General features: G+C 32.1%; 14 protein-coding genes. 10 read left to right on the forward strand and 4 right to left on the reverse strand.

All coding sequences use genetic code 11. The annotated features are described in order from the left end of the window. Positions 1-76: 76 nt before the first annotated feature. From map to QHG34_RS00540, 5 genes are all read left to right on the forward strand, one after another. Positions 77-838, forward strand: a complete 762-nt coding sequence (gene map, locus QHG34_RS00520; protein WP_282628119.1) for a type I methionyl aminopeptidase — start codon at positions 77-79, stop codon at positions 836-838. A gap of 8 nt (positions 839-846) precedes the next feature. Further along, positions 847-1,146, forward strand: coding sequence for a hypothetical protein (locus QHG34_RS00525; protein ID WP_282628120.1), 300 nt, complete (start codon positions 847-849; stop codon positions 1,144-1,146). A gap of 211 nt (positions 1,147-1,357) precedes the next feature. Next, positions 1,358-1,930, forward strand: a complete 573-nt coding sequence (locus QHG34_RS00530) for a YceI family protein (protein ID WP_282628121.1) — start codon at positions 1,358-1,360, stop codon at positions 1,928-1,930. A gap of 28 nt (positions 1,931-1,958) precedes the next feature. Next, positions 1,959-2,777 (forward strand): 4,5-DOPA-extradiol-dioxygenase, encoded by an 819-nt coding sequence (ygiD, locus tag QHG34_RS00535; RefSeq protein WP_455424182.1) that lies wholly within the window; start codon positions 1,959-1,961, stop codon positions 2,775-2,777. A 40-nt stretch (positions 2,778-2,817) separates the two neighbouring features. Then, a complete protein-coding gene (locus tag QHG34_RS00540) occupies positions 2,818-3,336 on the forward strand; it encodes a YceI family protein (RefSeq protein WP_282628123.1) in 519 nt (172 codons plus the stop codon). A 55-nt stretch (positions 3,337-3,391) separates the two neighbouring features. On the opposite strand, the gene QHG34_RS00545 is transcribed toward QHG34_RS00540, so the two are convergent. Both QHG34_RS00545 and QHG34_RS00550 read right to left on the reverse strand, forming a co-directional pair. Continuing rightward, positions 3,392-4,858 carry an alanine/glycine:cation symporter family protein gene (locus tag QHG34_RS00545; protein WP_282628124.1) on the reverse strand — a complete coding sequence of 489 codons (1,467 nt, stop codon included), beginning with the start codon at positions 4,856-4,858 and terminating at the stop codon, positions 3,392-3,394. A 210-nt stretch (positions 4,859-5,068) separates the two neighbouring features. Further along, positions 5,069-7,408 (reverse strand): ATP-dependent helicase, encoded by a 2,340-nt coding sequence (locus QHG34_RS00550; protein ID WP_282628125.1) that lies wholly within the window; start codon positions 7,406-7,408, stop codon positions 5,069-5,071. A 196-nt stretch (positions 7,409-7,604) separates the two neighbouring features. On the opposite strand from QHG34_RS00550, the gene QHG34_RS00555 reads away from it, so the two are divergent. After that, on the forward strand, positions 7,605-8,057 hold the full coding sequence (locus QHG34_RS00555; protein ID WP_282628126.1) for a Fur family transcriptional regulator: 453 nt from the start codon (positions 7,605-7,607) through the stop codon (positions 8,055-8,057). A 49-nt stretch (positions 8,058-8,106) separates the two neighbouring features. Here QHG34_RS00555 and QHG34_RS00560 read toward each other — a convergent pair whose 3' ends face one another. Beyond that, a complete protein-coding gene (locus tag QHG34_RS00560) occupies positions 8,107-9,030 on the reverse strand; it encodes a Dyp-type peroxidase (protein ID WP_282628127.1) in 924 nt (307 codons plus the stop codon). Positions 9,031-9,243: 213 nt separating this feature from the next. On the opposite strand from QHG34_RS00560, the gene QHG34_RS00565 reads away from it, so the two are divergent. The 3 genes from QHG34_RS00565 to QHG34_RS00575 are packed head-to-tail and all read left to right on the forward strand — an operon-like array spanning position 9,244 to position 12,661. Beyond that, complete coding sequence (locus QHG34_RS00565; protein ID WP_282628128.1) at positions 9,244-10,917, forward strand: OstA-like protein; 1,674 nt, start codon at positions 9,244-9,246, stop codon at positions 10,915-10,917. Positions 10,918-10,955: 38 nt separating this feature from the next. Beyond that, entirely contained in the window at positions 10,956-11,471 is a 516-nt protein-coding gene (locus QHG34_RS00570) for a hypothetical protein (RefSeq protein WP_282628129.1), read from the forward strand. A gap of 2 nt (positions 11,472-11,473) precedes the next feature. Further along, positions 11,474-12,661 carry an aspartate aminotransferase family protein gene (locus QHG34_RS00575; RefSeq protein ID WP_282628130.1) on the forward strand — a complete coding sequence of 396 codons (1,188 nt, stop codon included), beginning with the start codon at positions 11,474-11,476 and terminating at the stop codon, positions 12,659-12,661. 46 nt (positions 12,662-12,707) lie between these two features. Here QHG34_RS00575 and QHG34_RS00580 read toward each other — a convergent pair whose 3' ends face one another. Then, entirely contained in the window at positions 12,708-13,475 is a 768-nt protein-coding gene (locus QHG34_RS00580; RefSeq protein ID WP_282628131.1) for a methyltransferase domain-containing protein, read from the reverse strand. Between the two features lie 105 nt (positions 13,476-13,580). On the opposite strand from QHG34_RS00580, the gene QHG34_RS00585 reads away from it, so the two are divergent. After that, entirely contained in the window at positions 13,581-15,167 is a 1,587-nt protein-coding gene (locus QHG34_RS00585; RefSeq protein WP_282628132.1) for a Na+/H+ antiporter, read from the forward strand. Positions 15,168-15,206 lie beyond the last annotated feature (39 nt).

Below are 15,206 nucleotides of genomic sequence, written 5' to 3' on the forward strand. Positions count from 1 at the left end.
AATAAGCGAATAATCGTTACAAATACCCGTAAATTTGCAAATGATTTCTGAAAAGGAAATCAATAGAATTTAAGCAATGATTATAGAGACAGAAGAAGAGTTAATCGGAATGAAAAAAGTCAGCGAAGCTGTAGCCGTTACTCTTAAAGAGATGAAAGATTATGTAAAACCTGGAATGTCTACGTTAGAATTAGATCAATTTGGCGCGACAATAATGGCTAAGTTTGGATGCAAATCTGCTCCATTCGAAACTTATAAATTTCCTGGTTATACTTGCTTAAGTGTGAATGAAGAAATTTGTCACGGAATTCCAAGAGCTGATAAAATTTTAAAAGAAGGAGATGTGATTAATATTGATGTTTCTGGAGAATTAGGTGGTTTTTGGGCTGATAATGGAGGATCTATTGTTGTTGGAGATGATGTAAATGGTTATCAAAAAATTGTAAATGCTTCGATTTCTGCACTTCAAAAAGCTGTTGGAGCAGTGAAATCTGGCGTTAAAATTGCCGATATTGGTGGAATTATTGAGAAAGAAGCAAAAAAACATCATTATCATGTGATCGAGAATTTAACTGGTCATGGAGTAGGACGCTCGTTGCACGAAGAACCGTTAGATTTGATGAATTTCCGCGATCCTGATGATAAACGTCGTTTTCGTAAAAATTCGGTCATTGCTTTAGAAACTTTTATTTCAGAAAATTCTTACGAAGCAATTGAACAAGCTGATGGTTGGACGATGATAGGAAATGCTCCTGGTGTTTTTGCTCAACATGAACATACTGTTTTGGTTACATCGGAAGGGCCTATGATTTTGACTTTAATGAATGGAAATTGGTAAAATATTATATGAAGAAAAACGATTATATACAAGTTGATCGAGAAGTGGTCAAAAAAATGAGCGAAGATATTCAGGCTTATTTAACAGAGAATAACCTAGAACGTGTGAAAACAAAAGATATGATGCCTTTTTTGATAGAGAAAGGATATTTTCCTCACGATCGTAAAAAAGGATATCCGTTGCGTCAAATTTTAACTGATTTAAGAAAATCAGAAGAATTACATTTATTACCACAAGCATTTCCAGAATTTTTGGAAGTAGAAAATAAAAAAACTTCAACGTATTGGTATTTTAGTCCAATCAAATAGTATAAGGCACTTCAATTGAGGTGCTTTTTTATTGTTAACATTTTCTAAATCCTCTTCATTTGGAATATTAATTGATAGTTTTAGTTGATTTTTAATGTATTTTATAGAATAAAACGATTTCTTATCTTATGTCAATGAAATCTAGTTGATGTCTGAACTAAATTTGTCCTATCAAAATAATTAATTAAAACAATCAAAGTAATTATTCGTTATGAAAAAATTATTATTCACGTTAATGTTATCAGCAGCTTCAATGTCTGCATTTGCTCAAAACTATACAAACGATAAAGCGCATTCAAAATTAGGTTTTTCAGTTTCTCACATGACAATTTCTGATGTTGAAGGACAATTCCAAAATTTTGATGTTCATTTAAACTTTACAAAAGAAGATTTTAGCGATGCAAAATTTCATGTTGTTGCAGATATTAACTCAATTAATACAGGAGTCGAAGCACGTGATAATCATTTAAAATCAGCAGATTTTTTCAATACAGCTAAAAACTCAAAATTAGAGTTTTCTTCAAAAGGAATTTCTCGTGTTAAAGGAAATCAATTTAAAATGACAGGAGATTTAACAATGAACGGAGTAACTAAACCAGTAGTTTTAAAGTTAATTTATAATGGAAGTATAGATAATAGAGGAACTAAAACTTACGGATTTACTGTAAAAGGTGATGTAAAAAGAAGTGATTTTAATATTGGAGGTAATATTCCAGAAGCAGTTGTTGGTGATATTGTGACATTAACTTCAAATTTAGAATTTGCTACACCAAAAACTAAATAATAAATAAAATATTATAATTATAAAAATCGTGGATTTCAATAGTTTAAAATCAATTACATCAAGTTTTTCTTCAACTAAAAAAATGCCTGTTTTATTTTTAGGACATGGCTCTCCGATGAATGCAATCGAAGAAAATAGTTTTGTAGAAGGGTGGAGAAGTATTGGTAAATCGATTCCAAAACCTAATGCGATAATTTGTATCTCGGCGCATTGGGAAACGAACGGGACTAAGGTTACAGCATTACAGCAGCCGAAAACAATTCACGATTTTTATGGTTTTCCTCAAGCTTTATTTGATGTTCAATATCCAGCGCCAGGAAGTCCAGAATTAGCAACTGAAGTCAAAAATTTAATTAAAACAACAGAGGTCGATTTAGACAACATTTGGGGATTTGACCATGGTTCTTGGAGTGTAATTAAATTTTTGTATCCAGAAGCGGATGTTCCGATGATAGAGCTGAGTTTGGATGTTAATAGAACTCCAAAGCAACATTATGAGTTAGCGAGAGAATTAGATGCTTTACGTAGTAAAGGTGTATTAATAGTAGGAAGTGGAAATGTAGTTCATAATTTACGAGCGCTTAATTGGAATGAACCTGATGCAGGTTATGATTGGGCTTATGAAGTAAATGATTCATTCAAAAATATTTTGCAATCAGGGAATCATGATGAACTTTTCAATTTCGGACAAAAAGGAAGTGCATATAATTTAGCAATACCTTCTATGGAACACTATTTGCCATCTATTTATGCATTAGCATTGCAAGGAAAAGAAGAAGAGATAACAATTTTCAATGACAAATTAATATACGGGTCATTAGGAATGTTATCATTCAAAATAGGATAAAAAATAAATCAATTTAAATAACAAACAAAAAACAAAAATTATGGCAACAAAATGGAATTTAGATCCTTCTCATTCAGAAGTACAATTTAAAGTAAAACATATGGTAATTTCTACAGTAACAGGAAATTTTGATCATTTCAATGCTGGTGTAGAAAGTAATGATGATAATTTTTCTGATGCGAAATTTGAATTTGACGCAAAAGTAGAATCAATCAATACAAAAAACTCAGATCGTGACGGACATTTAAAATCAGCTGACTTTTTTGCAGCAGAACAATTTCCTGAAATGAAATTTGAGAGTACTTCAGGTATTCAGAATGGTAAAATTGAAGGAACATTAGAAATCCGTGGAGAAAAACAACCAATTACTTTAAATGCTGATTTTGGTGGTGTAATTAAAGATCCTTACGGATTAACTCGTGCTGGATTTGAGTTTTCAGGAGAAATCAACCGTAAAGATTATGGTTTAGGATGGAGTCAAGTAACAGAAGCTGGTGGATTAGTCGTTTCTGATAAAGTAAAATTATTGGTTAATTTAGAGTTTACTCAAGCCCAATAATATATATAAGTTTTTAATAGCAATTAAAAAGGCAACTCAAACGAGTTGCCTTTTTTTATTTTGAGTATTTTTTGTCCCAAAATTCAGCATTTTTAATTCCGATTTCGGTAGGTTTAAAATCTGGATTTAAAATTCCTCTGTTGCGTTTTTGTTTGTAGTCTTTCCAAACTTTAAGTCCTACATTACTTAACAACAAAATTGCAATAACATTTACCCAAGCCATTAATCCAACACCAATGTCTCCAATAGCCCAAGCAGTTTCTGCTGTTTTAATTGTTCCGTAATAGGTAGCCCCTAAAAAGCCTATTCGTAAAATCCAAACATACAATTTTGTGTTTCCGTTTTTAAAGATGTACGTAATATTTGTTTCTGCATAATAATAATACGCCATAATTGTTGTAAAAGCGAAAAAGAATAAAGCAATTGCAACAAAACTGTCTCCAAATGCAGGGAAATGATTTGATACAGCAGCTTGTGTAAATCCTGTGTAATCTACTCCAGGAATATTTTCTGTAATAAATTTACCTGTTTCTGATGGATTATTAACGTTATATTTTCCTGTAAATAAGATCATAAAAGCTGTAGCTGTACAAACAAATAAAGTGTCAATGTATACTGAAAAAGCTTGTACTAGTCCTTGTTGTGCTGGATGAGCAACTTCTGCTGCTGCTGCTGCGTGTGGTGCCGTACCTTGACCAGCTTCGTTAGAGTAAATTCCTCTTTTAATTCCCCAAGCAATTGCAGAACCAAAAACACCACTATATAGAGCTTCTTGATTGAAAGCAGAAGAAAAAATCAGTTTTAGAACAGAAGGAATTTGATGGAAATTCATTCCAATAATAATTAAAGCCATCAATATATAAGCACCTGCCATAAATGGAACAATGAATTCTGAAGCTTGTCCTAATCGTTTTACGCCTCCAAATATAATTAATGCTAATAATGCTATGATAACAAAACCAACAATGTTAATTGGAATACCAGCTAAATCATAAATTGGAATATCAAAAGCGTTATTTAAAGCAGAAGAAATACTATTTGACTGTACACCAGGTAAAAGAAAACCACAGCTCATAATAGTTATAATTGCGAACAAAATAGCGTACCATTTAATTCCTAAACCTTTCTCGATGTAGTAAGATGGTCCTCCACGGTATTCTCCGTTAATTTCTTGTTTGTAAACCTGACCTAAAGTAGATTCGATAAATGCAGAGGCGCTTCCAAGAAATGCAATAAACCACATCCAGAACACTGCTCCAGGACCTCCCATTGCAATTGCGGTTGCTACACCTACAATGTTTCCGGTACCAACACGACCAGAAATAGCCAAAGAAAAAGCTTGAAAAGGTGTGATTCCTTTATCAGATTTTTCACCACTAAAAAGTAGGCGAACCATATCTTTAATGTATACGACTTGTAGAAAACCTGTGCGAATAGAGAAGTAAATTCCAGTTATAGCGCATAGTCCTATTAAGGCATAAGACCAGACATAACCGTTGACGGAGTTAATAATTTCGTCCATGTAAAAAAATTGTTTGTGTTTAATTTGTGCTAAAATGCTAAAAAAAAATTAATTCATTGTCATTAAAAATAATCTAATTCATAATTTGTGTAGAGTAGAATGGATTAGAATATAATTAAATTTTATTAAAGTAATAGTTGAGTATAATATATTTAATTAATTGATTTAAAATAAAAAAGACACTCTAAATAAGTGTCTTTTTTTCGTGAATTATCTTATGATTTTAAGTTTTGCAAAGTTTAATAATAATTTCTTTTCTCCTGCATTATCAAAGTGAATGACAGCTTTCATATCGCTTGGTTCTCCTTGTAAGTCTTTTACAACACCACGTCCAAATCGATCGTGAACGACAACTTGTCCAATTTGTAATCCTTGAGAATTTGCAGGGCTTGCTCCTGAATTTTTAGTTTGAGTTACAGGTTTGAAATTCGCTTTTGGTTGAGCTGGCTCAACACGAGCTCTAGGATTTTGACGAGCAACCGATTTTTCTCTTTGTTGATATTTTTGAGGAGTAGGTTCGTCTCCAAATAAATCAGCTGATAAACCACTATTGTTAGAAGCTCTTGCAGAAACATTCAGGTTTTTCCATTCCAAGAAACTATCATCAATTTCTTCTAAGAAACGAGAAGGTTCGCAATCGATAATTTTTCCCCAACGAAAACGCGAAACAGAATACGTCATGTAAGCCACTTTCTCTGCACGAGTTAAAGCAACATAAAATAAACGACGTTCTTCTTCTAACTCAGCGCGTGTATTTACACTCATCATAGAAGGGAAAAGATTTTCTTCTAAACCTGCAATAAATACAACAGGGAATTCTAAACCTTTTGCTAAGTGAACGGTCATCAAATTGACTTTGTTATCGTCATCTTCTTCGTTATCTGCATCAGTTGCTAAGGCAATATTTTCAAGGAAACCACCTAAAGAAGCATCTCCTTCGTCTAATTGTCGTTGTTCTTCAACATAACCTTGAATTGAGTTTAACAATTCTTGAACGTTTTCTAAACGCGAAACACCTTCTGGTGTAGAATCTTCTTTCAATGCATTCAATAATTGTGTTGTTTTCGCCATTTCCATAGTAACTTCATACACATCATGCGATTTTAACATGACTTGGAAACGCTTAATCATCAACACAAAATCATTCAGTTTGTTTGCCGTTCCTGCATTAATTCCAATATTTGGAGCATACATCGCAATATTTTCTAACAAAGTAAATAGAGAAACTTGATGCTGATCGGCTGCAACCAAAAGTTTAGAAATTGTTGTTTGACCAATTCCACGCGCTGGATAATTAATCGTTCGCAATAATGCTTCTTCATCATTTTGATTAATCAATAAACGCATATAACCAACCATATCCTTAATCTCTTTACGCTGATAGAAAGACGTTCCGCCAAAAACACGGTACTGAATCCCTCTTTTTCTCAAGGCTTCTTCTAACGCACGAGATTGCGCATTGGTACGATACAAAATAGCAAAGTCTTTTGGCTGAAGATGTTCATTCATCTGTCTTTCCCAGATTTGAGTTGCAATATAACGTGCTTCATCAGCATCAGAAAGACCGCGATAAACGGCTATTTTTTCACCAGTTTCGTTAGATGTCCAAACGTTTTTCTCTAATTGATCTTGATTATGTTTAATGATTTGATTTGCAGCTTCCACAATCATTTGTGTAGAGCGGTAATTTTGCTCTAATGGATACAATTTCGCATCAGGATAATCTGATTTGAATGATAAAATATTTCGAATATTTGCACCACGGAAAGCATAGATAGATTGCGCATCATCACCAACTACACAAAGGTTTTCGTAACGAGAAGCCAAGGCTTTTACAATCAAATATTGAGAATGATTGGTATCTTGGTACTCATCTACCATAATGTATTTGAAACGTTCTTGATATTTTGCTAAAACCTCAGGAAAACGTGTCAAAATTTCGTTGGTACGTAACAATAAATCATCAAAATCCATTGCACCAGATTTGAAACAACGATCTACATAAGCTCTGTAAATATCGCCCATCCGTGGTCGCATTGCTTCAGAATCAGCCTCAATCAAAGCTTGATTATTATGATAAGCTCTAACAGTGATTAAGTTATTTTTGTATTGAGAAATACGACCTAAAACTTGTTTGGCTTTGTAAATATCCTTATCCAAATTCATTTCGTTGATAATTTTTGTCATCACCGAAACAGCATCTTGTTGATCGTATATTGTAAAATCTGAAGGATAACCCAAAAGTGGTGCTTCTACACGTAAAATACGTGCAAAAACAGAGTGGAAGGTACCCATCCAAAGTGCTTTTGCATTAGCATCACCTACCACAGTTCCAATACGCTCTTTCATTTCGCGAGCGGCCTTGTTGGTAAAGGTTAAAGATAAAATATTGTAAGCATCTACACCTTTATGAAGTAAATGTGCGATTCGATATGTTAAAACTCTCGTTTTTCCAGAACCAGCACCAGCAATTACCATAACAGGACCTTCGGTAGCTTCTACAGCTAAACGCTGTGGTTCGTTGAGTTTATCTAAATAATTTTCTTCCATCGTGATGCAAAGTTAACCTTTGTGTTGTAAAGGATGAAATATTTTTGAAGTTTCATGAATGTTTACATTTATTCTTTATTGATTATTTATACTAATTATAAAATATGTTATTATAGAATAGAATTTTAGTACTATTAAAAGATTTTATCGTTAATTTGGATAAGAATTAATCCGTATATTTACACAAACTTTTTATATGACAGAGGAATCAGTAAAATCAAGTAATTATGAAGTGGTAAAACAAGTGTTTACGAATTTCTTAGAAGAGAATGGACATCGTAAAACACCTGAGCGTTATGCTATTTTAGAGGAAATTTATTTTACAGATGATCATTTTGATATCGATATGTTGTATATCAAAATGAAAAATAAGAAATACCGCGTTAGCCGTGCTACTTTATATAATACAATAGAATTGTTGATGGAAGCTAAATTGGTACGTAAACATCAGTTTGGTGATCAACAAGCGCATTATGAGAAATCGTATTTTGACAAAAATCACGATCATATTATTTTATCTGATACTGGTGAAGTGTTAGAGTTTTGTGATCCTCGAATTCAGACGATTAAACAAACGATTGAAGAAGTTTTTGATATTAAAATTGATAATCATTCATTGTATTTTTACGGAACGCGTAAAGAAAAATAATAAGATTAAAAATCCTTTTAAATTGCTTTAAAAGGATTTTTTTTGGATTTTATTCTGAAAATGAATCTAACAAATCTAAACTTGGCACAAAGAATAAACTTCCTGTTTTAGCTGTACTAAAATCTAAAATACGATCGTAATTACCTTTAGGTTCTCCTACAAACATTCTGGTCAACATTTCATTTACTGTAGAAAAAGTACTTGCATATGAAATAAAATAGGTTCCCATTTCGTTTGTCGAAATGTTACCAAAAGGCATATTGTCGCGTACAATTTTTTTGTCATCTCCGACGTTAGCAAGTGCCGAATGCGAGTTAGACGGTTTTACATCATCACTCATTTCTATATCATCAGCTTTGCTACGACCAATTACTTTTTCTTGTTCTTCAATAGGTAATTTTTTCCAAGCATCCATGTTGTGGATATATTTTTGGACAAAAAGGTAGCTTCCGTTTTTATAATTTTCATCTTCATGACCAACTAAAGCGAAATGCGAACGATCTTTTGTTCCTTCAGGATTTTCAGTTCCATCCACAAAACCTAAAATACTACGACCGTCCCAATATCTGAAACCATGAATTTCTTCGGTACAAGTTGCAATTTTATCTAAAATAGTTGTCAAATTTGAAGAAATGTCATAGCAAAGACTTTTTTCTGTAGAGCGGATATGAAAGTGAAAATCTGCTTTTGTAGAAACTGCAGTATGTTTAATTCCTTTAATTTCATCGAAATTTCGTAACTCTTTTGGTAACGGATTAGGCAAATTAAGTTTTAACCAAGCGTCATGACCAATTCCCATTACAATACTTGAATTTGTTTTAGGAAAACGTGTTGTTATCGAATGATTAAGATTGGTAATTAATGTACATAAATCCTTGAAAGTTTTTTCGTATTCTACATCATCTTTTAGGTTCCAAACCATAAAAGTTGTGTTAGCATTTGGCGAATCAATTACATTTTGTGCTTTAGACATGGTTTTTAGTATTTGTTTGTAATGCAATTTACTATTTATTTCAGTTTTTTTAGTATTTGAAGAAGTGATATAATTGTGATTTTTTAACAGGTTTTATCCAATTTTAAAGGAAATCATAAATCTGAAAAATATTTTTAAGTAGAAGAAAATAGTACTAATTTTGATTTGATTTTATAAAATCGAAGAAAAAATATAATTCTTAAAATTACATCATTGTCTATCAATATTTTAAATAAAAACACGTTAAGATTAGTTTTTGCTTTTCTCTTTGTTAGTTTGGGTTTCGCAAATGTTTTTGCTCAAAATAAAACACCAAAAGCTAAAGTTATTTTAAAACATGCAGATACAGTAGAAAGAGATGCAAAACGTTTTGAGGGAAATCAGTTTTTATCTGGAAACGTAATTGTTGAGTATAAAGGTGATTTGGTTTATGCGGATAGTGCTGTTTTGTATCAAGACAAAAATTTGGCTGTTGTGTGGTCAAATGCTCGTTTGGTGAGCAAAGACAAAACGATTACTGCAGATAAAATGGAGTATGATGGTAATACAACTATTGCAAAAGCATTCAAAAATGTAACCTTAACAGACGCTAGCTCTCGTATTACTGCAGATTATATGGATTATAATCGTACTACTGAAATAGCAACCGGAATTGGTAAAGTAGAAGTAAAGACTCCTACGCAACAAATCAGTTCAGAGAAAATGATTTATGAGCGTTTAACGGGAAATATTATTGTAAATGATTCGTACAAAACAATTGGATCTGATGGAACTTTGGTAGAAGGGCGTAATGTTGTTTATAATACGAAAACTAAATCTGCAGATTTTGGTTCAGAAGTATTTATTACGAATAAAGATTATACAATTTATTCGAGAAAAATGACAACGAATGATACGACTGGTTTAACAACTTTCCGTGATTATTCTAAAATTACTCGTCGAAACGATCCTTCGCAATATATTATAACTTCGGATGGTGATTTTAATAAAAAGACTGGAGAAGCGTGGCTAAGAGGAAATTCAAAAGTTTACTATCAAGATAAAACGCTTACAGCAAAGAAATTATACTTTAATGACAAAACTGGATTTGGAAAAGGAGAAGGTGATGTTGTTTTAGATGATCCGAAAGAGAAAAGATTCTTAAAAGGAGATTACGGAGAGGCTTTTCGTTATTTAGATTCTGCTTACGTTACCAAAAATGCTTATGCTGTAAAAGCATTTGATAAAGATTCGTTGTACATAAGTGCTGATACTTTATTAGCTGTAAAACGTCATGATGTAGATTCAACTTCGTTGGTAAAAGCTTTTCACAAAGCACGTTTTTACAAATCGAATGTTAATGGCAAAGCGGATTCTTTGGTGTATAATCAAACCAAAGGATTAATGCAGTTTTACAAAGACCCAATCTTATTTTCAGGTGATAATCAAATTACAGGAGATTTTATTGAAGCGTACACAAATTCGAAAACAGAAAAAATGGATTCGATGAAAGTGTTCAATAATGCATTTGTTATTGCAAAAGTTGATTCGTTAGTTGATACAGAATTTCATCAAATCAAAGGAAAATATTTAACGGTTTTATTTCAAGATGATAAAATTGATTTTGTTAATGTAGAAGAGAATGCTGTTGCATTGACTTATATGGATGATACCGATCAAAAAACGAAGGTGAAAGAGCGTTATGGTGTTAATATATCGTATTGTGGAATTATACAAGTTGATGTTGTAGGAAAAGATGTAGAATTGGTTGCTTGTCGCATAAAATCGGACGGAAAAATGTATCCTTTATCTAAATTTCCTGAAGAAATGCGTTATTTGCCCGATTTTAAATGGCGAATTAGCGAACGTTTAAATAAATGGAGAGATATTTTTGGAGAAACAAAGTAATCTTTTTTAAATTTAATCGTTAACCTTTAAAATGACTAATGAAAACACATTCTATCATACTTGCATTTGCTTTAATTTTATCAAGTTGTTATACTTACAAAACATTTGATGCAGAAGAATATGCTGCAGAACTATCTAAATCAAATGAAACACAAACTGCTATTACTCAAAATAAAAGATTGACTAGATCAGAGATTGAGGCAATGAGACAAAGAGGTTCTTCTAATCAAAATGTAAGCAAAGAACAAAGTAACAATGTTAATACAATGACAACATCGACTATTGATCCTGCTACTATTAAAATTACTGATATTATTAAACCCGATCAATTATACAAAGTTGATTTCGAAGGAAGACAATATACAATAGAGGCTAAACAATGGAAAGCTGATACATTGTATGCTGTATTAAAAGGAACCGAAAAAGAATTGAAATTTCATCAGAAAGACATTTCAGATTTAAAAATAAGAAAATTTTCAAAAGGTAGATCAGACGCTTTAACTGTTGCAGCTTATGCTTTAGGTGGCGTTGGTGTATTTTTACTATTAAAATAAAAATGGAAACATTAAAAGAAGGATTTTTTAAATACCAAGCGCAAACGACAAACTTTGCGTCTGGTTTTGAAGTTGATTACGCAAAAGGCTCTTATATCTACGGAAAGGATGGAAGAGCCTATCTTGATTTTGTAGCTGGCGTTTCGGTGAATACGCTTGGACATAGCCATCCGCGTATCAATCAAGCAATTATAGATCAGGTAAACAAATATATGCATGTCGCTGTTTATGGTGAATATGCGCAAGAAAAACCAGTTGAATTATGCAAGCGATTGGTTGATTTAACACCAGAAGGATTGGATCAAGTTTATTTGGTGAATTCTGGAACAGAAGCGATTGAAGCTTCGCTTAAATTAGCAAAACGTTTTACAGGTCGTCGTCAATTAATTTCTTTTCGTAATGCCTATCATGGGAATACACACGGTTCGTTGAGTGTCTCGGGTGATGAACGTAAGAAAGCTGCTTTCCGACCATTGCTACCAGAAGTTTATTTTATCGATTTTAATAATGAAGAAGATTTACAAAAAATTACCAAAGAAACAGCTGGTGTTATTGTAGAAAGTATTCGTGGTGCTTCTGGTTTTAGATTGCCTGAGAATGATTTCTTTATCAAGTTGAAAAAACGTTGCGAAGAAGTTGGTGCATTATTGATTATGGATGAAATTCAGCCAGGTTTTGGACGTACAGGGAAATTGTTTGGTTTTGAGCATTTTGGAGTTGTGCCAGATATTGTGGCAATGGGAAAAGGCATGGCGAGCGGTTTGCCTGTTGGTGCGTTTATGACTTCTGATAAAATTATGAGTTCGTTGAAACAAAATCCTCAATTGGGACATATCACAACTTTCGGAGGAAATCCTGTGATTGCAGCAGCGGCTTTGGAACTACTAAATGTTATTGAAGATGAAAAATTGATGGATGATATTGATCGTAAAGAACAATTATTCAGAGAAAATCTTCAGCATCCAAAAATTAAGAAAATTCACGGAAAAGGTTTGATGTTAGCTCCTGAGTTGTCATCGCCAGAATATACGTTGCGCGTTCAGCAAGAATGTATGAACAGAGGTTTGATTCTTTTCTTTTTGATGTATAGCATCGAGAATTTAAGAATTACACCACCTATTAATATTTCGGATGAAGATATTATCAAAGGTTGCGATATCTTAAAATCGGTATTAGACGATTTAGATTAAGTTTTAATAAATAAAAAGGAGAATCAATTATGATTCTCTTTTTTGTTTAACTTTTTCTCCCATATAACAATATTCGTTTAAACGAATAAAGTGCAGGAAAGGTTTTATAATATTTCTTAATTCTCGTTTTGAATTCTGTAGTAAATAATTCTTGTTGTTCTGTCGTTAAGCGCTCCATATAAGGAATCAAAGCAGAACCAGAAATGAAATTAAAAAACTCTATTTCATTATTTCCATAAATTGGATAAACTTTCATACTGATATTCAAATTTTTTAATCCATTATCAAACATAATTTTTGCATAATCATCTATTGTTAATAATGAAGAATCTAGATGAAAATCATTCAAATAATCCGCAAAAGGTTTTTCTCGTGCCAAATCACTCAAAATAACATTCAACACATTCTCTTTTTGACAAGGCATTTGTACAGCAAATTGTCCATTATCACTCAGTTTTGAGATTAATTTAGGAAACAATTCCTTATGATTATCCGACCATTGTAAAGCTGCATTACTAAAAATTAAATCCCATTTTGTATCAGAATTTGAAAATTCTTCAATTGTTTGTTGCTGAAATGAAAGATTAGCAAAATCAAATTCTTTTGATTTTTCTAGCATTTCTTTGGAAGAGTCAATTCCTAAAAAGTTAGCTTGATCAAATTTATTGGCAAGAATAGCAGTTTGTTCACCAGTTCCACAACCAACATCAATGCAATTTTTCAAATTATCAACCGAAATTAAATCAGATAAATCATAAAAAGGTTGATAACGAATTGTTTTGAATTGATTATATATTTCAGGATTCCAAGGCATAGTTTATTTTTTTATTAACTCAAAGATAAGAAATGTTCATTTAAATTATTTCTATTATTTTTTTTCATAAATAATGTATTTTTGTTATACCAGAACCAACTCTTTATGATCGAATACTTACCTTTTTTTCTTGCAATTATTGTTTTAATTGTATTGCTGAATATTTGGGCGACAAAGCTTAGAATAGCTTATCCAATATTGTTAGTTTTAGTAGGGTTAGCAATAAGTTTTATTCCTGGATTACCTGTCATACACATTGATCCAAATCTTATCTTTTTTATTTTTTTACCACCATTATTATTTGAAGCTTCATGGAGTGTTTCTCTTAAAGAAATGAAAAAATGGTGGAGAATTATAGGTAGTTTCGCTTTTTTAGTCGTTTTCTTTACTGCTTTTTTGGTTGCCATCGTTTCTAATCATTTTATTCCAGGATTTAGTATTGCACTTGGTTTTGTTTTAGGAGGAATTGTTTCACCCCCAGATGCTGTTAGTACTGGTGCAATTACAAAATTTGTTGATATTCCTAAATCTACATCCGCTATTCTTGAAGGAGAAAGTTTATTGAATGACGCTTCTTCATTAATCATTTTTAGATTCGCTTTAGTTGCAGTTGGTACAGGTCAATTTATTTGGTATGATGCTACGAGAGATTTTTTTTGGATGTTAATAGGAGGAGTTGGTGTTGGTTTATTAATTGGATGGATTTTTATCCAACTTCATAAAAGATTAGCAACTGATGCGTCTTCGGATATCGTTTTAACGTTGATAGAACCTTATTTGATGTATTATATAGCAGAAGAATTGCATTGTTCTGGTGTTTTAGCTGTTGTAAGCGGCGGTCTTTTAATGTCATCTCGTAATTTGAGTTTCCTCTCAAGTACAAGTCGATTAAAAGGACTAAGTTTTTGGGAATGTTTTTCGTTTTTATTGAACGGAATAGTTTTCATGATAATTGGTTTAGGATTACCAGAAATTGTTGATGGTATTCGTACTTCTGGTATATCATTAAAAACAGCTATAGGATATGGTGTTTTGATTACATTTATCTTAATATTGGCTCGTATAATTAGTTCGTATGTAGCAATGATCTCTACCATAATTTTCAGAAGAAATGTTGCTCACCGAATGAATTTGAGTAGAAGAACATTATGGACGCCAATTGTACTTGGATGGACAGGCATGAGAGGAGTTGTGTCACTTGCTGCTGCTTTAGCAATACCACTTAAATTAGAAAGTGGAGAACCTTTTCCTCACAGAAATTTAATTCTCTTTATTACATTTATTGTCATATTATTAACGCTTTTGATCCAAGGATTGACTTTACCTTATATTATCAAGCGTTTCAAACCTTTTCATAATCTGAATCCAGAAGGAGAAGATGAAGAAGCAACTCGTTTGATGATAAAGAAAGGGCTAAAACAATATTCGTACGAGTTTATTAGAGATAAATATGAAAAGGATTGGGTAGGACATGTTGGAATGGAACGTGTGTTAAAACATTGGGAAACACAAGCCGAAAATCAAGACATTCGTTGGATGGATGATGATGTAAAGAAGGTGTTGTTAGAAATGTTTGAGTTACAAAGAGCTTATCTGAATGAGTTGAATAAAGACTCCGAAATTAACGAAGAAATCATTCGCCAACAAATCCATCAAATTGATTTAGAAGAAGAAAGAATACGATATATTTAATTAAAGTAAAGCTTTATATAAGCTATATAATAAAAAGAG

Source organism: Empedobacter sedimenti (genome assembly GCF_030005555.1).
Taxonomy (GTDB): domain Bacteria; phylum Bacteroidota; class Bacteroidia; order Flavobacteriales; family Weeksellaceae; genus Empedobacter; species Empedobacter sedimenti.

Coding starts and splice junctions, on each gene's coding strand:
- QHG34_RS00560 (WP_282628127.1), bottom strand. CDS start 9,030: ATGTCTAAAGCACAAAATGTAATTGATTCGCCAAATGCTAACACAACT.
- QHG34_RS00580 (WP_282628131.1), bottom strand. CDS start 13,475: ATGCCTTGGAATCCTGAAATATATAATCAATTCAAAACAATTCGTTAT.
- QHG34_RS00585 (WP_282628132.1), top strand. CDS start 13,581: ATGATCGAATACTTACCTTTTTTTCTTGCAATTATTGTTTTAATTGTA.
- QHG34_RS00525 (WP_282628120.1), top strand. CDS start 847: ATGAAGAAAAACGATTATATACAAGTTGATCGAGAAGTGGTCAAAAAA.
- QHG34_RS00570 (WP_282628129.1), top strand. CDS start 10,956: ATGAAAACACATTCTATCATACTTGCATTTGCTTTAATTTTATCAAGT.
- QHG34_RS00550 (WP_282628125.1), bottom strand. CDS start 7,408: ATGGAAGAAAATTATTTAGATAAACTCAACGAACCACAGCGTTTAGCT.
- map (WP_282628119.1), top strand. CDS start 77: ATGATTATAGAGACAGAAGAAGAGTTAATCGGAATGAAAAAAGTCAGC.
- QHG34_RS00540 (WP_282628123.1), top strand. CDS start 2,818: ATGGCAACAAAATGGAATTTAGATCCTTCTCATTCAGAAGTACAATTT.
- QHG34_RS00575 (WP_282628130.1), top strand. CDS start 11,474: ATGGAAACATTAAAAGAAGGATTTTTTAAATACCAAGCGCAAACGACA.
- QHG34_RS00530 (WP_282628121.1), top strand. CDS start 1,358: ATGAAAAAATTATTATTCACGTTAATGTTATCAGCAGCTTCAATGTCT.
- QHG34_RS00545 (WP_282628124.1), bottom strand. CDS start 4,858: ATGGACGAAATTATTAACTCCGTCAACGGTTATGTCTGGTCTTATGCC.
- QHG34_RS00555 (WP_282628126.1), top strand. CDS start 7,605: ATGACAGAGGAATCAGTAAAATCAAGTAATTATGAAGTGGTAAAACAA.